At 66.3% G+C, this 25,389-nt stretch carries 17 protein-coding genes; 8 read left to right on the top strand and 9 right to left on the bottom strand.

The window, feature by feature from the left end:
* The first annotated feature begins 149 nt into the window (after positions 1-149).
* Together FHS74_RS17710 and FHS74_RS17705 are read left to right on the top strand one after the other, a co-directional pair.
* Complete coding sequence (locus FHS74_RS17710; protein ID WP_184802993.1) at positions 150-425, top strand: helix-turn-helix domain-containing protein; 276 nt, start codon at positions 150-152, stop codon at positions 423-425.
* A 387-nt stretch (positions 426-812) separates the two neighbouring features.
* Positions 813-1,382 (top strand): MFS transporter, encoded by a 570-nt coding sequence (locus FHS74_RS17705; RefSeq protein WP_211106376.1) that lies wholly within the window; start codon positions 813-815, stop codon positions 1,380-1,382.
* 32 nt (positions 1,383-1,414) lie between these two features.
* Here the strand turns inward: FHS74_RS17705 and FHS74_RS17700 are convergent, their stop codons facing one another.
* The 3 genes from FHS74_RS17700 to FHS74_RS17690 all read right to left on the bottom strand — a co-directional run bounded on the left by FHS74_RS17700 (position 1,415) and on the right by FHS74_RS17690 (position 5,508).
* Positions 1,415-2,968, bottom strand: a complete 1,554-nt coding sequence (locus FHS74_RS17700) for a carboxylesterase/lipase family protein (protein WP_211106375.1) — start codon at positions 2,966-2,968, stop codon at positions 1,415-1,417.
* Between the two features lie 95 nt (positions 2,969-3,063).
* A complete protein-coding gene (locus tag FHS74_RS17695) occupies positions 3,064-4,287 on the bottom strand; it encodes an ROK family protein (RefSeq protein ID WP_184802989.1) in 1,224 nt (407 codons plus the stop codon).
* Positions 4,288-4,425: 138 nt separating this feature from the next.
* Positions 4,426-5,508 carry a putative zinc-binding metallopeptidase gene (locus tag FHS74_RS17690; RefSeq protein WP_184802987.1) on the bottom strand — a complete coding sequence of 361 codons (1,083 nt, stop codon included), beginning with the start codon at positions 5,506-5,508 and terminating at the stop codon, positions 4,426-4,428.
* Between the two features lie 122 nt (positions 5,509-5,630).
* Here FHS74_RS17690 and ku (FHS74_RS17685) point away from each other — a divergent pair, with 122 nt between their 5' ends.
* From ku (FHS74_RS17685) to FHS74_RS17675, 3 genes are all read left to right on the top strand, one after another.
* On the top strand, positions 5,631-6,458 hold the full coding sequence (ku, locus tag FHS74_RS17685; protein WP_184802985.1) for a non-homologous end joining protein Ku: 828 nt from the start codon (positions 5,631-5,633) through the stop codon (positions 6,456-6,458).
* Between the two features lie 3 nt (positions 6,459-6,461).
* Positions 6,462-9,017 carry a DNA ligase D gene (ligD, locus tag FHS74_RS17680; protein ID WP_184802982.1) on the top strand — a complete coding sequence of 852 codons (2,556 nt, stop codon included), beginning with the start codon at positions 6,462-6,464 and terminating at the stop codon, positions 9,015-9,017.
* Positions 9,018-9,080: 63 nt separating this feature from the next.
* Positions 9,081-9,695 (top strand): glutathione S-transferase family protein, encoded by a 615-nt coding sequence (locus FHS74_RS17675; RefSeq protein WP_184802980.1) that lies wholly within the window; start codon positions 9,081-9,083, stop codon positions 9,693-9,695.
* Positions 9,696-9,701: 6 nt separating this feature from the next.
* Here FHS74_RS17675 and ku (FHS74_RS17670) read toward each other — a convergent pair whose 3' ends face one another.
* The 5 genes from ku (FHS74_RS17670) to FHS74_RS17650 form a co-directional block, all read right to left on the bottom strand.
* Positions 9,702-10,517: a non-homologous end joining protein Ku gene (ku, locus tag FHS74_RS17670; protein WP_184802978.1), complete on the bottom strand. Its 816-nt coding sequence runs from the start codon at positions 10,515-10,517 to the stop codon at positions 9,702-9,704.
* 60 nt (positions 10,518-10,577) lie between these two features.
* Positions 10,578-13,817, bottom strand: a complete 3,240-nt coding sequence (locus FHS74_RS17665; RefSeq protein WP_184802976.1) for an efflux RND transporter permease subunit — start codon at positions 13,815-13,817, stop codon at positions 10,578-10,580.
* 11 nt (positions 13,818-13,828) lie between these two features.
* Positions 13,829-15,010: an efflux RND transporter periplasmic adaptor subunit gene (locus FHS74_RS17660; protein ID WP_184802974.1), complete on the bottom strand. Its 1,182-nt coding sequence runs from the start codon at positions 15,008-15,010 to the stop codon at positions 13,829-13,831.
* Positions 15,007-16,242 (bottom strand): TolC family protein, encoded by a 1,236-nt coding sequence (locus FHS74_RS17655; protein WP_184802972.1) that lies wholly within the window; start codon positions 16,240-16,242, stop codon positions 15,007-15,009. Before FHS74_RS17655 ends, FHS74_RS17660 begins: the two co-directional genes overlap by 4 nt.
* 77 nt (positions 16,243-16,319) lie before the next feature.
* Positions 16,320-16,652 (bottom strand): hypothetical protein, encoded by a 333-nt coding sequence (locus FHS74_RS17650; RefSeq protein WP_184802970.1) that lies wholly within the window; start codon positions 16,650-16,652, stop codon positions 16,320-16,322.
* A 142-nt stretch (positions 16,653-16,794) separates the two neighbouring features.
* Here FHS74_RS17650 and FHS74_RS17645 point away from each other — a divergent pair, with 142 nt between their 5' ends.
* From FHS74_RS17645 to FHS74_RS17635, 3 genes are all read left to right on the top strand, one after another.
* Positions 16,795-18,333 carry a tryptophan halogenase family protein gene (locus tag FHS74_RS17645; RefSeq protein WP_184802968.1) on the top strand — a complete coding sequence of 513 codons (1,539 nt, stop codon included), beginning with the start codon at positions 16,795-16,797 and terminating at the stop codon, positions 18,331-18,333.
* Between the two features lie 403 nt (positions 18,334-18,736).
* Positions 18,737-22,375, top strand: a complete 3,639-nt coding sequence (locus FHS74_RS17640; protein WP_184802966.1) for a glycosyltransferase — start codon at positions 18,737-18,739, stop codon at positions 22,373-22,375.
* A gap of 75 nt (positions 22,376-22,450) precedes the next feature.
* A complete protein-coding gene (locus tag FHS74_RS17635) occupies positions 22,451-24,088 on the top strand; it encodes a hypothetical protein (RefSeq protein ID WP_184802964.1) in 1,638 nt (545 codons plus the stop codon).
* 281 nt (positions 24,089-24,369) lie between these two features.
* On the opposite strand, the gene FHS74_RS17630 is transcribed toward FHS74_RS17635, so the two are convergent.
* Positions 24,370-25,377 (bottom strand): cupin-like domain-containing protein, encoded by a 1,008-nt coding sequence (locus FHS74_RS17630; protein ID WP_184802962.1) that lies wholly within the window; start codon positions 25,375-25,377, stop codon positions 24,370-24,372.
* Positions 25,378-25,389 lie beyond the last annotated feature (12 nt).

Genomic DNA, 25,389 nt, shown 5'->3' with positions numbered 1-25,389 from the left:
AAAGGATGTACAAGACCATCCGTAAAGTCCTCCGAAAGTTCCGTGTCCTGATCGAGATTTCCATCAAGATCAAGTACGGTAACTGACGGACCCCGGGGAGGGCTGCAACTCTCCCCGGGTGTCCCAATCATATAGAGGGCGGTATGGTCATGCAAGAAGACGACGCGCCGTTCGACTTTAAGGCCTGGCGGGAAGCTAAAGGACTGTCCTACCGCGCTACGGCCCGGGTATTCGGGGTGGCCTTAAGCACCATCCAGGAATGGGAAAAGCGGGGAGCGGACAAGCCGATTGAATGGGCGTGCTATTGGCTGAACCTGCACCCCGAAACGATATCCCAGCGCGCCCCTGCGAAACCCCCCTTGTTCACGCGAGGCGGAACACCCGGTGTTCTTGATGGCCTGACAGGGGCGCTTAAGAAGTCCTGACCGCTCACGTCCGATCCCTGGTTACGGCCGGGGATCGTGGTGAACCGTCAGAAACAACCTGATCCATTCCGGGGCCGCCGCCCTAGGCCTTGTGCTGCCCGGAATGGTTCTCCTTAGGGAACCCTTCGTATGTCCTCACATTTCACCTGTACTGACGACCGTTGTCCCCTGAAGTCCGCATGTCTGTGGCAAGCAGGTATCGCCGGGAGTGCGCCCGCGCCGATGCGGACAAACAGCGGGTGTTCAGAATACGTCCCTGCCAGCACGGCAGGCACCGCCCGCCGGAGCCGCGCCATAGCGGCGCTCGTCCAGTATGGCGACTGAGAGAGTCGCGGTAGGAATACGACATAGTTCCTTGTGGGGAACCTATATATCTCCTGTAACTTGTTGAAACAGCGTGAAAAAATACGGAGTAATCACGCTATCAGTTACCTCAACGACATCTTCGCCGCCGCCGGCTTCGGCAAGGTCTCGGCCGACCTGCAATCGGTGGCGGTGGGGGCGACCAACCTGTTGTTCACCGGCCTTGCCATGACGGTCATCGACCGGGCGGGGCGCCGGACCCTGCTGATGATCGGCGCGGTGGGCATGACCATCAGCTTGGGCGCCGCCGCCCTGATCCTTTCGGGCGTCGGCGGCGGCGCCTACCTGATCTGGGCGCTGCTGGGCTTCATCGCCTCATTCGCCTTCAGCCAGGGGGCCGTCATCTGGGTCTATATCGCGGAGATTTTCCCCACGGCGGTGCGGGCGCGGGGGCAGAGCCTGGGCAGCGCCACCCATTGGCTGGCCAACGCCTTCCTGTCCGGGGTGTTTCCCCTGGTGGCGACATATTCCAAGGGCGCGCCCTTCTATCTGTTCGCCGCCATGATGGCCGCCCAGTTCGTCGTGGTGCTGCTATTCTTCCCCGAGACCAAGCGCGTGTCGCTGGAGGAGATGGCGAGCCGGCTGGAGACGTGACGGCGGTCCGCCGCGCCCTTGCCCTCTGACGCTCAGGGCATGGGCGGGCGCAGGGCGCACAGGGGGCCGCGCAGGCCTGTCCTGGCCTCTGGCCCCGCATCCGTGAAGGCCAGATAGGCGCCCCCGGCGTCAAACGCGGGCCAGCGGGCCAGGCCGGCGCCGTTGGGGTCGCCGGTGCGGGCGAAGTTGACCCAGTAGCGTTGCAGGGTCGGGGTGTCGTCGCCCGGCGCCCCCGCCGGCCGGCCATCGAACAGGAAGGGCAGGTCGCTGCCGTGGCTGACCACCCCTTGCGCCGGGCTGCGATCAAAGTGATAGACCCAGGTGGGGTTGCCGGTGGCCGCATGCGCCGCCGCCACGTGCAGCGATGGGCAGCGGAAGGTGAGATCCGCGGCCAACTGTGTCGCCACATCGCCCAGGCGCGGATCGGGCGCGGGCAGGATGCCGTCCTTGATGCCGTAGAAGGCCAGCGCCTCCGCCGCATGGGCGCCGAAGGCCTGGCGGATGGTGGGGACCACCGCGTCCGCGCCGCCGTACAGGGTCAACTCACGCGCGTTGCTGCCGATCATCAGGGGGACGGGTGCCGCTTGCGCCAACAGCGCTTCCGGCGCCTGGGGCAGGATCCAGCCGTCGATGACCGCCTGCAGCCAGATGAAGCTGTCATCGGCGATGGTGGCGGGCTTCAGCCCATCCGTGGCCGCCAGGATGGCCGACCCGGACAGGACTCGCAGGTGCGCCAGGTCCGGCACCCCCGCCTTGTCCAGCAACTGCCGGCCCAGCGCCTCATTCTCCGCCAGGGTGCGGGGGATGACGCCAAAGCCGGCGGTGCCGCTTTGCCCGATGGCCTTCGCGAACAGCCCGCGCGCCTGTGGCGCCAGCATCAGCTGTCCCACATCCTGGCCACCGGCGGACTCCCCGAAAATGGTGATGTTGTTCGGATCGCCGCCGAACCGGCCGATGTTGGCGCGCACCCAGGCCAGTGCCGCCATCTGGTCCATCAGGCCATAATTGCCGGAGGCGTGGTGGGGCGACTCATCCGTCAGCTCCGGCAGCGACAGGAAGCCGAAGGTGCCCAGCCGATACTGGATGGCCACCAGCACCACGCCCCCGTTGGTGCCATGGGGGTTCGCCAGGCTGGACAGGACGGTGCCGTCGGCCGCCCCCGCCCGGTTGGCGCCACCATGGATCCAGACCATGACGGGCAGGCCGGCGCGGGGCAGCATCGCGGAGGTGCGGATGTCCAGGTACAAGCAGTCCTCCTGGCTGCGGGCGGCCAGGGCGTCGTTCCAGCCATAGCCGCGTTGCAGGCAGGGGGGCGAGGGATGGGTGGCCTCGCGGATTCCGGGCCAGGTGATGGGCTGGGGCGGCCGCCAGCGCAGCGGGCCGACGGGTGGCTGGGCGAAGGGGATGCCCTGGAACAGGGCGCCACCCTGGCCCGTGTCCTGGCCTTGCACGGCGCCGGTGGTGGTGTGGACCACCGGCCCTGCCGCGCGCGCCGCCGAAGGGCCGCCCAACAGCAGGGCGAGCGCCACCACCCAGCTCAATGCCAGGCGATGCATGGATCGTGTGCGAAACACCCGCCGGACCATGGGGGCCGCCCTCCCGCTTGTTGTTCTGACGGCCAAGTAAAGGAATTTGTTTTAATTAATCAAGAGGGACGGTTTGTCCTGGGGGGCGGCCCCCGTCAGTTATCCGCCGTTTTCATCAGGGCGGCGTGGCTGGGCAGCAGGCGGTCGGTGAAGGGCAGCATGCCGGCGCCGATGGCGGGGGCATCCGCGGCCATGGCGGCGCGCAGGACAGGCGCCACCTGGGGCACGGTGTCCTGATGACCACCCAGGCGCTGGTTCAGGGCGGCGGCCAGCCGGTCCACCAGGGGGGCGGGCAGACGACCGCCCAGGAAGATGGCATCGGGATTGATCAGGCAATTGGTGGCCACCAGCGGATCGGTCATCAGGTCCGCCGCCAGCTCGATCCATTCGTCCACCACGGCTACGCCCGGCGTGCCGCTCAGTTGGCACAGCTGTTCAGGCTGCGCCACGGCGCAACCGGCGGCGGCCAGGCGGTCATACAGGGCGGAGAGGGACACGGCCTCCTGCAGGGTCCGGGCGGTGGTGCGGTCGGATCGCACGGGCAGGAAGCCGATCTCCCCACTGCGGCCCCGGGCGCCGCGGAACTGGGTGCCGTCGACGACGATGCCGCCGCCCAGGCCGCCGCTGATCAGGATGTAGAAGAAGCTGCGGTGCCGCAGGCCGTGGCCGAATTGCAATTCACCCAGTGCGGCGGCGGTGGCGTCGTTTTCCACGAACACCGGCAGGGGCAGGATGTCGGCGAACAGGCCGGCCACATCCACGTCGCGCCAGGCGCCAGAGGCTTCTGGCCAGCGCGCCAGATTGATCCGGCCGATATCATCCGGCAGGGCGACGCCGACGCCGATGAAGCGCGATAGCGGCAGGCGCGTGCGCCCCAGGATGGCCGTGATCTCCGTTCGGAAGAAGTCGGCCACCGCCATCGGCGGGGCGAACTCGATCTCGCGCGAGGCCCGCGCCCGCACGGTGCCCAGCAGGTCCATCACCACCAGGGTGATATGGTCGCGGTCTATGTTGATCCCGATGGAGAAGCAGCCGTCGGGGTTCATCTCCAACAGGATGGCCGGCTGGCCCCGGCCACCGTGTTGGCGCCCGGCCTCGAGGATCAGTCCCTCGGACAGCAGGCGCTTGGTGATGTTGGCGATGGCGGGCAGGGTCAGCCCCGTCAGCTCCACCAGCTCGGCCCGGGTGGTCTGTCCGCTGACGCGGATGGCCTGCAGGGTCACGCGCTGGTTGTGGTCGCTGGCCCGTTCCAGGTTGGTGCCGGACAGGCTGGCGGCGATGGCGTGTAGGGCATCAACGTGTGTGTGGCCGTCGAGCATGGAGCTGCCGCCTGTCCCTGCCTGTCCTGGGGAATGACATCCGGGGTGGGATGACGCCGCAGTCTGGCCCGAGATGGGCGACAAGTCACAAGAAAAGTGGGGTTCTGTCCTGACAAGACAGAATCCGGACCACCGAAATCAGGCCCCCGACCCAGTGCCGGCGGCCGTCACCCTTCCGTCCGCGCCGATCAGGTCGTGGATGAAGCCCAGCTTGGCGATGACCGGCTCGGTGAGGATGAAGGGATAGACGTCGGTCTGGCCCATGCTGCGGTTGATGTTGTTGACGGCGAAGGCGATGGGCAGCCAGGCGTCCACCATGGCCGCGATGGTACAGGGGCGGTAGGGGTTGAAGTCGACCCGGGTGGACAGATCACCGGTGCGGTCCCCCGCCGGCCGGACATGCAGGCCATAGGCGTGCGCGGTCTCCAGCGTATCCACGATGTGCAGGTAATGCGCCCAGGTCTCGGCGAAATCCTCCCACGGGTGGCTGGCGGCATAGGCGCTGATGTAGGTCTGCTGCCAGTCGGCCGGGGCGCCCTGGTCGTAGTGGCGCTGCAGGGCGGCGCCATAGTCCTGGCGCTCATCGCCGAACAGGGCGCGGGCGGCGTCCAGCCGCCCCGCGTCGCGCACCAGCCGGTCCCAGTAATAGTGGCCGATCTCATGCCGGAAATGGCCCAGCAGGGTGCGGTAGGGCTCATGCAGCCGGGCGCGGCGCGTCTCCCGCTCGGCATCATCGGCCTCTTTCAGGGCCAGGGTGATCAGGCCATTGTCATGGCCGGTCATGACCGCCCCTTCGGGCGGATCGTCCAGGAAGTCGAAGGCCAGGCCGCCCTCGGGGTCGTCTGTCCGGTTGGCCAGCGGCAGGCCAAGCTTGAGGAGGGTGTAGAACAGCCGGTGCTTGGCCAGTTCGATCTTGCGCCACTGGGCCATCGCCTGGGGGCAGGAGACGTCGGGGATGGTGCGGTTGTGGCGGCAGGCGGCGCATAGCGTTTCCGCCGCTTCGGCCGGCAGCAGCCAGTTGCAGGCATCCGGTTCCGCGTTGTCGCAGAACTTGTAGAGCCGCTGGGGGGCGCCCAGGGCATGCCAGGCGTCGTCCTCCCTCTCCACGGCATGCATCGCGTCGTCATCGGGCAGATAGCCCAGACGATGGCCGCAGCGTTCGCACACACGGTTCTCGAAATACAGCATCTGGCCGCAGGCCTGGCAGTTGAACAGCTTCACACCCGATACTCCCGTGACGCGTTGCCCGCGCTTAACCGGTGACGGCCGGGGGCGGTTCCCGGAACTGGCGCGGCATGGACGGCGTTGTATCCTGGTTTCATCGCGAAAGAGGCGCGCGTGCCATGGCAGCCAAGGCAAATTGGAAGGGCTTTCTGAAGATCGGCGAGGTCAGCTGTCCCGTGGCACTCTACACCGCCGCGTCCGCCTCTGAACGCATCGCCTTCCACACGGTCAACCGCGCCACCGGCAACCGCGTCCAGCGTCAATTCGTGGACGGTGAGACTGGCCGCCCCGTCGACCGTGACGACCAGGTGAAGGGGTACGAGGTGGGGCGTGGCGATTATGTGATGCTGGAGGCGGACGAGGTGGCGGCGGCCTTGCCGGACAGCGACAAGACGCTTTCGGTGACGGCCTTCATCGCCTGCGGCGACATCGATGACGTCTATTTCGACAGGCCATATTACCTTGCGCCCGTCGACCGGCACGCCGACGAAGCCTTCGCCCTGATCCGCGAGGGTATGCGGGCCAAGAAGGTGGTCGCCCTGGCGCAGACGGTGCTGTTCCGCCGTGTCCGCACCGTGCTGATCCGCGCCCATGAGGCCGGCCTCATCGCCACCACGCTGAATTTCGATTACGAGGTACGGTCCGCCGTCCAAGCTTTCGAGGACATCGCCGCCGTGAAGATCGGGGATGAGATGCTGGATTTGGCCAAGCACATCATCGCTACCAAGCAAGGCGCCTTCAAACCGGAAGAGTTCGATGATCGGTATGAGGCCGCGCTGGCCGACCTGGTGAAGGCCAAGCTGGAGGGCAAGGCCCTGCCGGCGCGCCCGCGCGCGGCACCGCCCAAGACCACGGACCTGATGGCCGCCCTGCGCGAAAGCGCCGGATTTGGGGCGAAAGCGGCGGCAAAGAAGCCGATGGCTCCCGCCCGGCGCAAGGCCGGTTGAACCATGGCGCTGGAGACCTATCACAAGAAGCGGGACTTCGCCGCCACGCCGGAACCCCGGGGACGCAAGGCGGGCGGGGTCGGGCACGGCTTCGTCATCCACAAGCACGACGCCACGCGCCTGCACTATGATTTCCGGCTGGAGATGGACGGCGTGTTGAAAAGCTGGGCCGTCACCCGTGGGCCCAGCCTGGTGCCAGGGGAAAAGCGCCTGGCTGTGCACGTCGAAGACCATCCCCTGGATTACGGCGATTTCGAAGGCACCATCCCCAAAGGTGAGTATGGCGGCGGCACCGTCATCGTCTGGGACAGGGGAGAATGGGCCCCGGTTGGCGATCCGCACAAGGGCTACGCCAAGGGCCACCTGGAGTTTGAACTGCGCGGGGAAAAGCTGACCGGCCATTGGCACCTCGTGCGTATGCATGGCCGTCCAGGGGAGAAGCGTGAAAACTGGCTGCTGATCAAAAGCGAGGACGCGGCCGCCCGCGCGGAAGCCGATCCCGACATCCTGGAAGAGCGGCCCGACTCCGTGAAGACCGGCAGGGGCCTGGATGAGGTGGCGGGGGAGGCGCCCGGCTGGTCGTTCAAGACCGGCAGAATTGGGAAGTCCAAGGCGACGAAGACGGGGGCGGCACCTGACCCGCGACCGGCCAACCCCAAATCGGCGGCCACGCCCGAATTGACGGGGGCCAAGGCCGGCCCGTTGCCGGATTTCGTGGAACCGGCGCTGGCCACCTTGCAGGCAAAGCCGCCCACGGGCGAGCGCTGGATGCATGAAATCAAGTTCGATGGCTACCGCCTGCAGGCGCGTATCGAGGCCGGACGGGTCAAGCTGTTGACCCGCAGCGGTCTGGATTGGACCAGGAGGTTCGGCAAGGCGGTGCCCGAGGCGCTGGCGGCCCTGCCCGTGGGCAAGGCGCTGATCGACGGCGAACTGGTGGTGGAGAATGCGGCCGGCGCTTCCGATTTCTCCGCCTTGCAGGCGGATCTCAGCGAAGGGCGGAGTGACCGCTTCCACTTCTACGCCTTCGACCTTTTGCACCTGGAGGACCAGGATCTGCGGGGCGTGGCGTTGGAGGAACGGAAGAAGGCGCTGGAGGTGCTGCTGGCGGATGCCGGCGTCCCCCTGCGCTACAGCGCGCATTTTGATGAGAGTGGCGGCCTGGTGCTGAGCCACGCCTGCCGGCTCAGCCTGGAAGGCATCGTCTCCAAGGTGCGCGACGCGCCCTACACGTCCGGCCGGGGACGGGGCTGGGTCAAGTCCAAGTGCGGCAACCGCCAGGAATTCGTGGTGGCCGGCTATGTTCCCTCGACCACGGCGCGCAAGGCCATCGGCTCCCTGGTCCTGGGTGTCTATGACGGGGGCAAGCTGCGGCATGTCGGGCGCGTCGGCACTGGCTATACCGTTTCGATAGCGAAAGAACTGTTCCGCCGCCTGGAGCGGATGCGGGTGCAGGACAGTCCCTTCGACGATACCCTGACGGCGGAGGAGCGCCGCCTGGTGCGCTATGTCCGGCCGGACCTGGTGGCGGAGGTGGATTTCCGCACCTGGACCGGCGACGGGAACATTCGTCACGCGGCCTTCCGTGGCCTGCGTGAGGATAAGGAGGCGAAAGACGTGGCGCGGGAACCGGCCGCCAAGGCCCCGGCAGGTGCCGCCCGCGAGGTCGCCAAACCCGTGCTGAAGCTGACCCACCCGGACCGCGTCTATTGGCCGGATGAAGGCGTGACCAAGGCGGGCTTGGCCGACTACTACACGCAGCTGTGGCGCTCCATCGCCCCCTTCATCGTCGGCCGGCCGCTGGCCCTGCTGCGCTGCCCCAGTGGCATCAATGGCCAGACCTTTTTCCAGAAGCATGCCTGGAAGGGCCTGAGCAAGACCATCGTCCAGGTGCCCGATCCGGCGGAACCGGGTGGGGAGCCGCTGATCGCCGTCAACGATCTGGACGGCCTGCTGGGCCTGGTGCAGGCGGCGGTGCTGGAGATCCACCCCTGGGGATCGACCCTGAAGGAGTGGGAGCGGCCGGACACCATCACCATCGACCTGGACCCGGGTGATGGCGTGGCCTGGCAGGCCGTCATCGACGCCGCGCGCGAGGTCAAGGACAGGTTGGGCCAGTCGGGCTTGGCCGCCTTCGTCAAGACCACGGGCGGCAAGGGCCTGCACGTGGTGGCGCCCCTCAAGCCGGCGGCCGATTGGACGGCGGTGAAGGCCTTCTGTAAGGGGTTGGCGGAGGACATGGCCGCCGACAGCCCGGACCGCTTCGTGGCCACCATCACCAAGGCCAAGCGCGCCGGCAAAATCCTGGTCGACTACCTGCGCAACCAGCGGGGGGCCACGGCGGTGGCGCCCTATTCCACCCGCGCCCGACCGGGGGCCGCCGTGTCCATGCCGCTGGCTTGGGACGAATTGAGCCCCGCCATCGGATCCGCCTATTTCACGGTCATGACGGCCCCCACGCGGCTGGCCACGCTGGCGGCCGATCCCTGGGCTGATTTTCGCGCCGCCGCCAAACCGCTGGAGGGGGCGAGGACGCCACCGCGCAAGCGTGCGCGTTAGGGGCTGGCGGCGGCCGTGGTTTCAGGCAGAATGCGCCTCCCGAAGTGGAAGGAGACTGCGGTCATGCGCTTGATTGGAATGCCGGACTCCCCTTATGTCCGCCGTGTCGGCATCTCGCTGGTGGCGATGGGCGTGGCCTTCGAGCATGAGGCCGTGTCGGTTTTCCGCCATTACGATATCTTCGCAGCCATCAACCCGGTAGTGAAGGCGCCAACCCTGGTGTTGGACGACGGCACCGTGCTGATGGACAGCACCCTGATCCTGGACACCCTCGAACGTCTGGTGCCGGCGGACAAGCACCTGATGCCGGTGGACCCGGCGGCCTTCATACGTGCCCAGCGCATCATCGGTCTGGCCTTGGTGGCGTGCGAGAAGTCGGTTCAGGTGGCCTATGAGTTGAACCTGCGGCCGGCGGACAAGCAGCACCAGCCCTGGCTGGAGCGCGTCCGCGCCCAAGCCGTCACCGCCTTCGACCTGCTGGAGAAAGAGGTGGGCGATGGGGCCGCGTGGATGGGTGGCGACCGTCCCAACCAGGCCGACATCACCACCGCCGTCGCCTGGTATTTCACCCAAAACATGACGCCAGGCCTGGTCGATCCCGCCCTGCACTCCGGCCTGGTCCGCCTGTCCGACCGGGCGGAGGCACTGCCGGAATTCCAGGCGGTGCCGTATGCCTGACCCGTCCTAACGACGCTTGGGTGCGGCCTTGCCCTTGGCGGCGAGGCTTTTCTTCAGCGCGTCCATGATGTTGATGACATTGCCGGGCGTGTCGGCATCAGGTGTCGCCTTGGCTTTGGCCGGGCGTTTGCGGCCCTTCTTCTTGGCGGCGATGAGGTCCAGCAGGCGATCCTGCACCGGGTCGCCGACCAGGGAGGGATCCCAGCCCCGCGTACGCTCCTCGATCAGGGTCTTCACCAGGGACAGCAGCTTGGGTGCCGGCTTCTCCGCGCGGATGTCGTCGAAATAGGCCTGGGCGTCGCGCACCTCGTCGCCATAGCGCAGGGTCCAGACGATGATGCCCTTGCCGCGCGGTTCCAGCATCACCGCGCGTTCCCGCCGGTACATCACCAGGCGGGAGATACCGACCTTGCCCGTGGCAGCCATGGCCTCGCGGATGACGGAGAACGCCTCCTCGCCCACCGGATCGGCCGGCGTCAGGTAGTGGGGGGTGTCGTACCAGATCCAGCCAATGGTATCGCGGGGCACGAACATCTCGATATCGATGGTGCGCGTGCTTTCCAGGGCAACGGCGTCCAGCTCGTCATCCTCCAGGATCAGATGGTCGTCTTCCCCCCGGGGATAGGCCTTGGCCTCGTCCTCCTCTTCCACCGGGTCGCCGGTGACGGCGTCGACATAGCGGCTGACTACCCGGTTGCCGGTCTTGCGGTTCAAGGTGTGGAAGCGGACCTTCTCATTCTCCGACGTCGCCGGCACCATGGCCACCTGGCAGGTGACCAGCGACAGCTTGAGATAGCCTTTCCAGAACGAACGCGGCGCCATTCCGGCGATCTCCCGATGCGTGTGACATCAGGAAACCGCCGGAACGGGCACCGGGTTCCGCTATTCCGCCAACCGGGGCACCGCCACCCTTGCCGGCACCGATCCCGGTACGGCGAACCGGCGGTAGAGTGCCGGCAGGACGACCAGGGTCAGGGCGGTGGCGCTGATCAGGCCGCCGATGACGACGGTGGCCAGCGGCCGCTGCACCTCCGCCCCCGATCCGATGGCCAGCGCCATGGGCACGAAGCCCAGCGAGGCCACCAGCGCCGTCATCAGCACCGGCCGCAACCGCGTCAGCGCGCCTTCGCGGATGGCGGCCAGGGGGGCTTCACCGTCCGCGATGGCCTGGCGGATGAACGACACCATCACCAGGCCGTTCAGCACGGCGATGCCGGACAGCGCGATGAAGCCCACGGCGGCGGAGATGGAGAAGGGCATGCCCCGCAGCCACAAGGCGGTGATGCCGCCCGTCAGGGCCAGCGGCACGCCGCTGAACACCAGCACGGCGTCGCGGGCGGAACCCAGGGCGCCGTACAGCAGCAGGAAGATGGCGACGAAGCAGGCCGGGACCACCACCGCCAGCCGGTCGCGCGCGGCCGCCAGGTTTTCGAACTGCCCGCCCCATTTGGTCCAATAACCGGCGGGCAGGGGCACGGATGCCAGCCGCGCCTGCGCCTCCGCCACGAAGGAGCCGATGTCCCGGCCCCGGACGTTGGCCTGGATGACGATGCGCCGCTTGCCATCCTCCCGCCCGATCTGGTTGGGGCCCTCCGCCAGGGTGAAGGTGGCGACCGTGCCCAGGGGGACGAAGCGCGGTGCGCCGTCGTCTCCCTGCCGTGGCAACGGCACTGGCAGGGCGCGCAAGGTGTCCAGGTCGTTGCGCGCGGCGTCGGCCAGGCGGACGGTGACGTCGAAACGGCGGTCGCCCTCGAACAGCTGGCCGGCGGCACGCCCGCCGACGGCCATGCCCACCACGTCCTGGATGTCCTGGGCGGACAGGCCGAAGCGGGCGGCGGCCTGCCGGTCGACGCGGATGTCCAGGGTGGGTAGGCCCGCCGCCTGGTCCACCCGCACGTCGGCGGCGCCCGACACCCCTTGCAGGACGCCGGCGATGCGGGCCGCCGTGGCCTGCAAGGCGTCGAAATCGTCGCCATACAGCTTGACCGCGACGTCGCTGCGCACGCCGGAGATCAGCTCGTTGAACCGCATCTGGATGGGCTGGGTGAACTCATAGGCGTTGCCGGGCAGGCGGGCCAGCGCGGCTTCGATGCGGGCCACCAGTTCCGCCTTGGGCAACCCGGGATCCGGCCACTGGTCGCGGGGCTTCAGGATGATGAAGGTATCGGAGGCGTTGGGCGGCATGGGGTCGGCCGCCATTTCCGCCGTGCCCGTCTTGGAGAAGACCAGGGCCACCTCCGGCAAGGCGCCCACGGCCTCCTCCACCGCCCTCTGCATGGCGGTGGACTGGGTCAGTGACGTGCTGGGGATGCGTACCGCCTGCACGGCGATGTCCTGTTCGTCCAGCGTGGGAATGAACTCCTGCCCCAGCCGGGTGAACAGGCCCAGGGAGGCCAGGAACAGGCAGGTGGCGCCGAAGATCCAGGGTGTGGGCGCGGCCAGCGCCCGGTCCAGCATGGGGGCGTACCAGCCCTTGGCCTTGGCGACGATGCGGCTCTCCTTCTCCGTCACCGGGCCGGTGATGAACAGGGCGATCAGCGCCGGCACCAGGGTCAGCGATAGCACGAAGGCCGCTGCCAGGGCGGCGATGACGGTCAGCGCCATCGGCCGGAACATCTTGCCCTCCACCCCGGTGAAGGTCAGCAGCGGCACATAGACCAGGATGATGATGGCCTGGCCGTAGACCGACGGGCGTATCATCTCCTTCGATGCCGCCACCACTTCGGCCCGGCGCTCCGGCGCCGTCAGGGTGCGGCCCAGCGCCTGCTGGTGGTGGCCCAGGCGGCGTAGGCAGTTCTCGGCGATGATGACGGCGCCGTCGACGATCAGGCCGAAATCCAGCGCGCCTAGGCTCATCAGGTTGGCGCTGACGCCGGCCCGCACCATGCCCATCGCGGTCAGCAGCATGGTCACCGGGATGACGGCGGCGGTGATCAGGGCCGCCCGGATGTTGCCCAGCAGGGCGAACAGGACGGCCACGACCAGCAGGGCGCCCTCCGCCAGGTTGCGGCCCACCGTGCGGATGGTGGCGTCCACCAGCTTGGTGCGGTCCAGCACGGCATCGGCGCGGATGTCCGGCGGCAGGCTGCGGGCGATGTCCGCCAGCTTCGCCGTCACGGCCGCCGCCGCCGTGCGGCTGTTGCCGCCCAGCAGCATCAGGGCGGTGCCCACCACGCCCTCGCGCCCGTTCTCGCTGGCGCTGCCGCTGCGCAACTCATGGCCCAGGGCGACGGTGGCGACATCGCGCAGGAAGACGGCCGTCCCCCCCTGGACCGTGTCGGGCCGGGTGGCGACGGCGACGGACCCGATCTCCTCCAGGTCGCGCAGGCGGCCGTCGGCCCGCACCACATAGGCCTCTCCCCGCCGTTCCAGATATCCGGCCCCGGCGCTGGTGTTGTTGCGCTCCAGCGCCTGGACCACGTCGCCCAGGGTCAGGCCCCGGGCGGCCAGGCGCAGGGGATCGGGTTCCACCTGATATTGCTTCACATAGCCGCCGATGGCGTCCACCCCGGCGATGCCGGGCACGGACTTCACCTGCGGGCGGATGATCCAGTCCTGGACGGTGCGCAGGTAGGTGGCGCGCTGCGCCTCCGTCGTCAGCACGTCGCCCTCCGGCGTGCGATAGCTGCCGTCGGACTGCCAGCCGGCGGCGCCGGGCCGCACCTTGGTGGCGTCGAAGGGGGTGTACGCCACCGTCCACATGGCGACCTCGCCCAAACCGGTGGATAAGGCACCCATATGGGGCTCGGCGCCGTCGGGCAGGGCGGCCTTGGCCTCCGTCAGCCGCTCTATCACCTGCTGGCGGGCGAAATAGATGTCCACCCCCTCGGCGAACAGGGCGGTGACCTGGGAAAAGCCGTTGCGCGACAAGGAGCGGGTACCCTCCAACCCCGGGATGCCGGCCAGCGCCGTTTCGATGGGGAAGGTCACCTGCTTTTCCATTTCCACCGGCGACAGGGCCGGCGCGGTGGTGTTGATCTGCACCTGTTTGTTGGTGATGTCGGGCACGGCGTCGATGGGCAGCCGCAGGACGGCCCAGCCGCCCAGCGCCGCCGCCAGCAGGGCCAGGGCCACCACCATCCAGCGATGGCGGACGGACAGGGTGAGGATGCGCTCAAGCATGGATCAGCTCCTCACTCATCATGGCCGGCGTCGCCCTTGCCGGCCTCCGCCTTCAGGATGAAGGCGTTGCCGGCGGCGACACTGTCGCCAGGCTTCAAGCCGGCCAGCACCTCGGCATGGACGCCGTCGCTGCGCCCCACGGTGATCGGCCGTCGGGCATAGCCGCCGGGGACGGGCACGAAGATTTGGGATTGGCCGTCCAGGGTGACCACCGCCTCTTCCGGCACCAGCAGGGCCGCTTCCTGTGCGTCCGCCTCCAGTGTGCCGGTGGCGAAGTCGCCGGGGCGCCAGGTGCCGTCGGCATTGTCCAGGGTCGCGACCACCGGGGCCGATCCCGTGGCCGGATCCAGCACGGGACCGACATGGGTGATGCGGGCCGTCGCCGTGCGCCCGTCCGCTGTCGACAGGGGCAGGGTCCCGCCCACGGCGACATAGGGCAGGTCGCGGGCGTAGATGGGGAAGGTCAGGGACAGCCGCGCCAGGTCGGCCACGACATAGGCGTCGGTATCGGCCGCCAGGCGGTCACCCCGGGTGGCGCCGCGGTTGATGACCTGCCCGGCGATGGGGCTGCGCAGTTCCAGCCGCTGCAGGCCGGCGCCCGACTTCAGGGCCTTCACCTCCGCCTCGCTCAGGCCCAGGGCCTGCAGGCTGTGGCGGGCGCGGCCGGTGCGGATGCCGGCTTCCATCGCCGCCGCCTTGGCTTGCAGATAGTCCCGCTCCGGCGAGATGCGTTGGCGCCACAGCGCCTCTTCCCGCGCGGCGGTGGTGCGAGCCAGACCCTCGTTCTCCAGCGCCGCCAGATATTCCGCCCGGGCGTCGGCCACCTCCGTGCTGTCGATCAGGGCCAGGACCTCGCCGGCCGCCACCGGCTCGCCCAACTTCTTGCGGGCCTCCGCCACCACGCCGGGGGTGCGGGCGGCGATGTGCACGATATGGTCCTGGTCGGCGGTGACCGTGGCGGTGACGCGCACCCGGCGGACCAGCCGGCCGGGGCCGGCCGTCACCGGGACGATGCCGGCGGCCTGCGCCTGCTCCGGCGTCAGGTGAACTATGCCTTGGTCGTGGGCGGCTTCCGGTTCGGACGCTTCATGCCCCTTGGGTGGCTGGCCGGTCACGATCCAGATGGCCAGGCCGCCCAGGGCCAGGGCGCCGGCGCCCAGTCGCGCCAGGCTGCGGGTGTTCAGCGGCTTCATGGTTGATCCTCCCCGGCGCTGCCGGTCAGCCGGTCCAGTTCGGCCCGGCTCTGGTGATAGTCTTGATAGGCGGCGATCAGGGTCAGGCGGGCGGCCAGCAGGGTGCGCTGGGCGTCCAGCACGTCCAGGTAGGGGAACTTACCCTGCCGATAGCCTTCCCGCGTGGCGGATGCCGCCTGTTCGGCCATCGGTACCACGCTATGGGCCAGGGCTTCGGCTTCGCCCCGGGCGACGGCAACCCGTTCACGCGCCGTGGCCAGGGCCGAGTCCTGCTCCCGCGTGGCGCGGTCCAACTCCATCTCCGCTTCCACGCTCTCCTGATAGGCGCGGTGGATGTTGCCGCGGTTGGCGTCGAAGACGGGCAGGGGGATGGTGACCCCCACAACCAGGGCGGTGTCGCGGCTGTCGTTGAAGCGGCGCACGCCGGCGCCCACGGTAACGTCGGGCACGGCGCGGGCCCGTTCCACGGCGATGGCGGCACGGGTACGTCCCACCTCCACCCGCCAGCGGGCGATGTCGGGCGCGTTCGCGGCGGTGGTGGGTGCCGCGGGGGCCGGGCCCAGGTCCCGTAAGGCGGCCGGGTCCAGGGTCGGAACCGGCCCGCCCACCAGCAGTTCCAGCGCGCGCCGCGCCGACGCCTCATCCCGGGCGGCGCGGGCGGCCTCGATCTCCGCCTGCCGCAGGTCGGTGGCGGCGCGATCCTGCTGGATGGCGCTGTCGTGGCCGGCCTGCACGCGGGCGGCGACGGCGCGGGCGGTTTCCTCCGCCACGCCGCGCTGTTCCGCCACGATGGTCCGCCGGGCGGTGGCGGCCAGCAGCGTCGCGTAGGCGACGCGGACGTCGCGCGCCAGATCCAGCCGCACGATATCGGCGTCCAGGCGGGCGCGGCCTTGGGCGGCGGTGGCCACGGCCTGGCGGGCGTCGCGCTTGCCGCCCAGTTCCACCAGTTGGTTCAGGCCCAGGGTGGTTTCCATGGCCCGCGTGCCGCGATAGGGGCCGGACCCCGCCAGGTTCTCGGTTTGCAGGGACAGCTGCGGATTGGGCAGGACGCCCGCCTGCATGAGGTCGCCTTGGGCGGCGTCGGCCCTGGCCCGCGCCGCCTTCAGGCGGGGGGAGGTGGCCATGGCCTGGGCGACCAGGCTGTCGAGGACGGGCGGCGGCGTTTCAGCCGTCGCGAAGGCGGGCCAGGCGGCGACAAGCGCCGCGGCCAGCCCCAGGATGGGGATGCGCATGATGGCTCCGGACAAGATCGATCATGCCGCCTGTGGGGCAGGCGGCATCGGGGCGCGAAAAACGCGCGGCGGATCGATCAGGCGGCCGGGGGCCGGTCCGGCGGAGCGAGGAAGCGGGTGGTGTAGGGCTGGTGCAGGGGCGGGAAGTCCGCCGCCCGGGCATAGACGCTGGGCCCCGGCACAAAGGCCGGGCCGACGGCGTCGGCCACATGGAGATGACCGCAGGGGCCCTGGCCGGCGTGGAAATGCACGACGCTGTGCCGCAGGCCGTCAGTGGGGTCGGGGGCACCCTCCACGACCACATGCTCCTGGATGACGCCACACGTCGGCGCGCCGCCTGCCATCTCGGTCAGGGACGGGCCGTCGAACACCGCCGTGACCAGCAGCAGAAGGGCGAGCAACCAGCGCATGGCCGCCAATCTGGCGACGAACGCCCGCCGCTTCAAGCCCCGATGTTCGGCCTTGATATTCGGGCGCCCGAAAAAGTTGTGACGCGCCCCAGCCGCCGCGATAGAAAGGAGGGACAGGGAGACATCGCCGGGACAGCAACGCATGACCGCGCCGCACACCAAAAATGATACCGCTACCAACGCGCCCTTGCGCCGCATCGCCATTGTCGGCGGGGGCACCGCCGGATGGATGGCGGCGGCCAGCCTGGCCAAATTCCTGCACAACCTTAAGTGCGACATCCAGCTGGTGGAATCCGAACAGATCGGCACTGTCGGCGTGGGTGAGGCGACCATCCCGCCCATCATGAACTTCATCCGCGTGCTGGGGTTGGACGAGGATGATCTCATCCGCCAGACCAACGCCACCTTCAAGCTGGGCATCCGCTTCCAGGATTGGACCCGCGTCGGCCATTCCTACTTCCACCCCTTCGGCCACACCGGTTTCGAGATGGAGGGGATAGGTTTCTCCGCTTACTGGATGCGCATGGCGCTCGCCGGTAACGCCGCCCCGCTGGAGGAATATTCGCTGCAGGCCATGGCGGCGGCGCACAACCGCTTCATGCGGCCGGTGAAGGCGCCGGGCTCCCCCCTGGAGGGTATCACCTACGCCCTGCACTTCGACGCCGCCCTGTTCGCCCGCTACCTGCGCTCCTATTCCGAGGCGCGTGGCGTCACCCGGGTGGAGGGCATGGTGGCGCGGGCGGAGCTGCGGCCGGAGGACGGCTTCATTACCGCCTTGCAGTTGGAGGACGGGCGCCGCATCGAGGCGGACTTCTTCATCGATTGCAGCGGCTTTCGCGGTCTGCTGATCGAGGAGGCCTTGCAGGCGGGCTATGAGAACTGGCAGCGCTACCTGCCGTGCGACAGCGCCGTGGCCGTCCCCAGCGCGGTGGCCGGGCCGCCGCCCTCCTACACCCTGGCGACGGCGCGGGAGGCCGGCTGGCAATGGCGCATTCCCTTGCAGCACCGTGAGGGCAACGGCCTGGTCTATGCCCGCGATTTCCTGAGTGACGAGGTCGCGCGCGGCACGCTGCTGGCCAACCTGGCGGGCAAACCCCTGGCGGAACCGCGCGTGCTGCGTTTCACCACCGGTCGGCGGCGGGAAAGCTGGAAGCGCAATTGCCTGTCGCTGGGCCTCGCCAGTGGTTTTCTGGAGCCCCTGGAATCCACCAGCATCCATCTGATCCATCGGGGCCTGGCCCTGTTCATCCAGATGCTGCCCGACCGGCATTGCGAACCGGCGGACATCGCGCGCTATAACAGGATCCTGGCGTTCGAGTATGAGCGGGTGCGCGACTTCCTGGTGCTGCACTACGCCACCGGCCAGCGGCGGGACAGCGAATTCTGGCGCCACTGCGCGGCCATCGAGCGGCCTGACAGCCTGAAGGCCAAGATCGACCTGTTCCAGGGTTACGGTCGCATCCAGCGCGAGGATAGCGAGCTGTTCCCGGAGCAGAGCTGGCTGTATGTCTTCACCGGGCAAGACATCCGCCCCCGGCGCCACGACCCGCTGGCCGACCTGCTGGATGCCGACAAGGTGCGCGGCGCCCTGGCCAACATCCATGACGTGATCGCCAGGGCGGCGCACTCCATGCCAACCCACCAGGCTTTCATCGACCGCCACTGCTCCGCGCGGGATTGAAAACGCGGTTTGCTGCCATCGTCTTGATGATGGGCGTTCCGCTGGGGGCACATCCCCAAATGAATTGGGGGAAGGCAAGCCGCCAATGATTGACAGCTTGAGCCCAATAAGGCGATTGAAAGGACGGCCTGGACATTGCGCATTCGGTTTCTGGATCGGCTGCTGTGCACAGACCGTGAAGGACCCCGATGGGGGGTATGGCAACGAATGGAATCATATGCGCAGACCGATCTATGTTGGGCTAATTTCGGCTCGCTGCCAAAGATCAACCGAATCATACGTTGGAGACCCGATAGCCCGTATATGAGATCTTCCTTGGTTCTGGTGGGTCATGATTTACAATTCCATTAAGCCTTACATAAATTAAATTTGTATTAGGCTTTCGGTTTGGGGGATTTTTCAATTGAAGCAGAAGAAGAGTCAAGTTGATGCGGGCGCACGCAAGCGCGGTGGATTCCCTAATGTGTCAGAACGACTTCGCGCACTAAGAGACGCTGGTCCCCATCCCGCCCCAGAAAGCCGGGTGCAGTCGGCTGACTATGCGCTGCTGTCTTCTTCAGACCTGTTCAGCCGGGATTGGTACCTCCTTACCTACCCGGATGTTGCCACGGTGGGCATGGATCCGATTCATCACTATCTTGAATATGGTTGGCGCGAGGGGCGCCAACCGGGGCCGGATTTCGATGCTCAACAATATCTGGATGCAAATCCGGACGTGGCGGCCGCCGGCTTGCCCGCCTTGGTTCATTATCTCCGGCATGGCGAAGCTGAAGGACGGAGATTTTACGCTCCAAAGATTCAATACAACAGCCGCAAATTCTGGTTTCACATCGGCGACAGTGTCGAATGGCTGAAAGAGCGCCCGCAAATTACTGGCGTGGGGCGTGTTTCGACGGAATTGCTGTTCGCGATTCTTGAAAATTCAATTGGCAGGGAGGTTCGCCCCTGCGTTTTTGGAGATTCGCCTACCGGCATCGTAGCCGCGTCAATGGCCGACGATATCCAATATCTGTCTAAAAGAATGGGCCGCAAATTGTCGGGGCAGCGGCCGGCCGCTTCATCCGCCTCGGCGAGGGCGTTTCCCGTCCCTGGTGACCATATCCTGTTCACTGGCCTCGTCTGGACGCCGACTTACACTGAAAAATTCAAGTATTTTTCATCAGTTGGCATCGATTTCAGCGTACTGGTTCATGATATCATTCCCATCGAGCATCCAGAAATGGTGGGGCCTGATTATCATAAGGCGTTCACGGAATGGATGACCACGGTTCTTATGACCGCAAGCGTCATCTATGTTTCAAATGAACACGTGAAGCAGAAGATCCGACGTTTCGCGATGCTGCGGAAGATCCGGACCGAACCGACTATCGTTGACATCTCCTTCGGTCTCCGCGCTCCTGAAAGTAACGCCGCGACCGCGGCCACCGTTGTGGAAATGCCCGACCGCCAGGACTTCGTGCTGTGCGTCGGAACCATTGATGAACGCAAGAATCAGCGCTTCCTCTGTCAGCTTTGGGTCAAGTTGGCGAGCCAGTTGGGCGAAGGGGCTTTGCCTCGGTTGGTGTTGGCCGGTCGGGATGATCTGGGCGTGGTCCAAAGCGACAGCGCTGTCCGGGCGCTTGCCGCGCGCGGCAAGATCCAGGTGCTGGAAAACCTGACCGATGCGCAGATCAGTGACCTCTATCGCCGTTGCCTGTTCACCGCGTTCCCGTCGCTGAGTGAGGGTTATGGCCTGCCGGTCGCGGAAAGCCTGCTTTATGGCAAAGTCTGCCTGACGTCGAACCTGCCTGAAATTCGCGCCCATGCTGGCGATTTCGTCTGGTACTTCGCGCCCGGTGACATGAAGGGCGCCCTTGAGGTTTTCACTAAGGCCATTGGTGATCGTACCGCTCTGCGCAAGGCGGAAGCCCGAATTGCCGAGGGGTTCGATCCGCCCCAATGGCGCGACACCATCCTTGATATGCTCGAGGCCGCCTCCGCCGCCGATAGGAATAGGGCGCGGTCCGCTGACGGCAGGAATGAGGTCTGCTTTGCCGGCGCCCGGGAAATCGACCCTGTGGCGACCTTGATCAAGGCGACGCGGTACTGCACGGACCAAAAGCCGGACGTGTCCATTCTGATCATCAACTGGAACGCCGCCGAGTTGACACTGGAATGCCTGAGGCAGATCTGGTCCCAGACCGACGGTCATACCTACGAAATCATCATTGTCGATAATGGCAGCGCATTGGACGATGTGGCCAAGCTGCGCGATCTGGGACCTGGTGTCCGGCTGTTGGACCTGGGCATGAACAGGTATTTTGGCGAAGCCAACAATATCGCCGCCGAGGTTGCGACCGGCCGCTACCTGTGTCTGCTGAACAACGACGCGTTCGCCCAGCCGGACTGGCTGACCGCGCTCGTGGCCCCGCTTCGGACGGATCCGCGTGTCGGGGCCACCGGCCCGATGTTCCTCTATCCCGATGGCGTGATCCAAGAGGCCGGCGGTGTTATCGATCCCAACGGCTACCCAATCCGCTTTGGCCGGGGTGAGCGCCAGGCGTCCGATGAGGTGTTGAAGCCCAAGTTCGTCGACTACATTTCGGCGGCGGCCCTGGTGATCCCGCGCGATGTCTTCATGGAGGTGGGCGGCTTCGATCTCGCTTACGAGCCCGCTTATTATGAAGATACGGATCTTTGCATGAAAATCCAGGCAATGGGCAGGAATGTTCTTTACTGCCCGGACGCGCGGATCATTCACATCGAAGGCTCTTCCGCCAACGGCAACGCCGAGGCTGAAGCACGCCGCAAGGCCCTGGGGGACCTGAACCGGGACAAGTTTACGGCCCGGTGGGGCCAGTATCTGAAAACCCGTAGGGAAGCCCGCTTACTGGCCGTGCGCAAACAGTTCCTGCCTTCGGCCCCGCCGTTGCCGCCCATGACCGTGCCGGCGGCGGGAAAGGCGCGTCCGAAGGCTGTGGTCTGCACCCCCTATGAACTGACACCGGGCGGCGGCGAACGCTATCTTCTCACCCTCGCCATGGCTCTGAGCGAGGATTACGACGTTGCGGTCGTGAGCCCCTGGCGGTACAGCCGGCTGAGGCTGCGAAACCTGGGGTGTGAATTCAATCTTGATTTGTCTCGCCTGGACATCATGGCGGAGGCGGAATTCCTGCAAGCCGACCCGCCAGACCTCATGGTCTCGATGGGGAATCACATCATTCCGCCCATTGCCGCCCGAGGGAAGCACAACATTTATCACTGCCAGTTCCCATTTCCTATGGGGCGGTCCGCTATTGGTCTTGCTGATCGTGAGATATTCTCAGGCTATCAGCAAATAGTGGTTAATTCTCATTACACAAGCACTCATATTCTGGCCAACTTGAGTGCGTATCAGCTGCCGAACATACCAATCAAGGTAATCAATCCGCCGGTGCCGCTCATCGACTGCGGTACTCCGGTTAAAAAGCGTATCATTTTGTCGGTGGGGCGCTTCTTCGCCGGTGGCCACTCGAAACGCCATGACGCGCTGATTGATACGTACAAAAAGATTATGCCGATGTTTGGCGAACCGGTTGAACTTCATTTGGCGGGCTCGTCCATGCCGGGGTCCATCCATATGGATTACCTGGCCAAAGTACGTGCGGCGGCGGAGGGGTATCCGGTCCATCTGCATGTCAATATTTCAGCGGAAGACCTGCATAAGCTCTACTGCGAGGCGCCTGTGTACTGGCATGGAACCGGTATCGGTGCGGACCTAATCGAGAACCCGGCCAAGGCGGAGCATTTTGGCATCGCCATCGTGGAGGCGATGTCGGCGCGTGCCGTACCCTTCGCGCTGAATTCCGGCGGCCCGCGGGAGATCATCGCGGACGGCGAGACGGGCTTTCTCTATGACACACCCGAGAGCTTGGCGGAGAAAACCTTGTCCATTTTCTCCAAATCAAATGCCAGCCACCTGACGCAAATCGGGCTGGCGGCAGGTCGTCGGGCACAGGCCTTCTCCCAGCAGGCCTTTATCGACAATGTGAAGGCGTTGATCCGTTCCAGCGCGTCGGCCTGACGCACATTCATCCAACCCGGGCGGTTCCCGGCCGCCCGGGCTCCAATTCAATCCATCGCTGCGGAAAGATTGCCTATGTCTGCGCCCGTCAACGGGGGAACCATCCCCGCAGTAGCCAGCGCCACCCAGATTCGCCTTTTGGGCTGGCTGGTTTTGCTGATCGCTGGCTTTGCTGTTTTCGCCGCCACTTTGGGCACGGACGGCACGCCGGATTTCAAAATCTACCACCATTACAATGGGTTCGCGGCGTTGCATCAGCGCTCGGCGCTCGATGTCGTCCCAGCCCAGATGCAGACGAATTTTTTCCCCGGCCTGGATCGAATTTATTACCTGCTCTTCGACGCGCTGAATAATCAGCCTGTCTTGTTGAACATGCTCCTGTCGGTGCCATACGGTGTCGCCGCCTTTTTGGCGTTTCTTATCGCGCGCCTTTTTGCTGGTCGGCCCTCCGTCGCCACGGATCTCGTCTGCGCCGCCTGCGCCGTCCTTGGCCTGACGGGGGCGGGAGGACTGCCGACCTTGGCGACCACAATGTCGGATATCGTGCCCGGTGTGCCCTTCCTGGCCGCGCTGACCGTCTGGCTCTATCTGGAGGCGGATAACCGCCACACGGTCTGGTCCGCGTTGGCGATAGGCCTGTGCGCCGGGCTTTCCGTGGGTCTGAAGCTAACCCTGGCCCCGCTGTTTGTCGGTCTGTTCGTCGCCATCGTGCTTCGCCGTGGCGTATCACAGGTCCGGGCTGGTGCGCTTCAGGCTTTCGTTTTTGGCTTGGGCGGACTTGCGACCTTCGCCTTCGTGGATGCCGGTTGGCTATTGGGGAACTGGCACGCTTACGGGAACCCCATATTTCCCTTCATGAACCAGGTCTTCAAATCGGACTACGTCGACCACTCCCCCTGGTCTGACCTGCGTTTCATGCCCAAGACCGTGAAGATGGCACTGTTCTATCCGGCGTACTGGGCCTTTTTGACCACGCATCTCGCCATAGAACTTGATATGCGCGATGGGCGGATTCTGGTTGGTCTTCTGGGGGCCATCATCCTTCTCGCCGGTGCGCTTTTTCATATGGTACGCCGCCCGGCGGGGAACGATTTGAATGGCAAGGTCACCGCCGGCCTCGCCTTGGCCCTGACGTTCCTCATCAGCTATGTGCTGTGGGAGAAGCTTTGGTCGATCTATCGTTATCTGTCCGTGACGGAAACCATCAGCGGCGCCGTCCTGCTGGCCGGGTTGGTCCAATGGGGAGGGGCGCGCCCGAAATGGTTTTGGCCGTTGATTCTGACCACCGCGACCATCGTGACGGTGATGACCACCACCCGCTATCCGTGGTGGAGCCGGGCTCATCGCGCCGATCAGGCCATCGCCATCACGCTACCCCCCCTTGAACCCGACGCCATGGTCGTCTTCCTTGATTCCTATGCCTACTCCTATCTGGTGCCATCGTTCCCTGGCAGTGTCAAAGTGGTTGGCGCCAATAACAACTTCATCCGGCCAGGGAGTTGGGGGAAACTGCAAGCCCTGGCGGAGGCGACGATCAACGGCCACCAGGGCCCTTTCTGGGGCTTTGAATTCCCCAAGGCTTTCCCAGGCGACGCGGACAAGACGCTGGCCTTCTACCACCTTGAAAGGGACGGCGCGTGCGTGCCGTTGGTATCCAATATCGAGGACCAGACGGTCATTAACATTTGCCGTTTGAGGCGGACGCAAGAGTAGGGCTGATCGCTTCCGCAAAAGGGATCCGAAGATCAAGGGAACCCGCTCATGTCATGAAACGGGGGCCTGCGGCCCAGCCATCAGGTTGAACATCCAACCGCGTCCGGGAGTCTGGATGCGATTCAATGGCGACCCAGCGCACTCCGGCGCCGGGTCGCCAGGGCCCGTATATGCCGCACAGTCAGCCCCCCAGGGCGTCAACAAGGCTGTATATGTGCCAAAATGACAGACCGGGATTTCTACATACTTAAAAGTTGTTTGTGTTGGTTGGAGATGCCCGATCATCCCCCGCGCAGCAGTTGCATCACCCGGGCGCGGATGCGGCCGTAGTTGCCCGCCTTCAGCGGGCCCATCACGCCGTGTTTTTCCTCCGGCAAATGGGCCAGGGGGTGGCCTTGGTCGCGGAAGACGTAATGGTCGAAGAAGGCACGCCAGGCCTGCCGCTCGGCCTCCGGCCGTTCCGCCATCGTGATCATGGCCAGCAGCAGGCTGGTGAAGGGCGCGTCGGGGCCGGCGGCGAAGGCGTCCCACCAGTAGTTGACCAGGCCGTTGAAGGGGGCGGTCGCCTCCACCTGGTGCCACCACAGCTTGGGCAGGAACAGGGCGTCACCGGGCCCCAGATCCGCCGCCAGCGCCTGGGCGCGGACGGCCTGGAAACGGGGATAGGCGGGGTTGTCCGGATCCGATGCCGCCAGGCTGACCGGCTGGCCGGAAAGGGTGTTGTCGATGGGCCCGACATACAGGCCGGCCACCGCCGCCGGGGGATATAGTGTGAAGCGGCGGCGGCCGGCGACGACACAGGCCAGGTTCTCGAACGCGTCGTAGTGGGTGGCGACGGTGGACGCATGGCCCAGCCAAATGCGGCCATGGATGTCCGGCGCCAACAGGGGCATGGGGTTCTCATCCGCGAAGCCCGGCAGATGGGCGTCCAGGGTCAGCGATCCGGCGTAAAGCGTGGGGCCAGCGGCATCGTCCAGGCCCCGCACCATCAGGTCCAGCGCCTCACCCAAGCGCAGGGTGCGCCGCTCGAAGTTGAAGCCCTGTAGGTCGGCGCCGTAGAAATACCGCCCCCCGATCCCCGGCGGGCCGACAAAGGTTTCCATGGCGGCACCGGGGCCGAAACGGGCCAGATAGTCCCGTAACGCCGCTGGGCCGCCTGTCCGCGCCACCGGCCAGTGCGCCACCAGGCCGCGCAGCACCAATGGCCGGCAGGCATCAACCACCTCGCGCTGGAACTGCCCGCGGGAGATGATGTCGCGTCCGTCGCGTTCGTCCACCGGGCTCGCCATGGGGACGGTCCG

Source organism: Nitrospirillum iridis, from assembly GCF_014205765.1.
In the GTDB taxonomy this organism is placed as follows: Bacteria; Pseudomonadota; Alphaproteobacteria; order Azospirillales; family Azospirillaceae; genus Nitrospirillum; species Nitrospirillum iridis.
The sequence above is the reverse complement of the archived record's forward strand: the minus strand, read 5'-3'. Positions and strand labels throughout refer to the sequence as shown.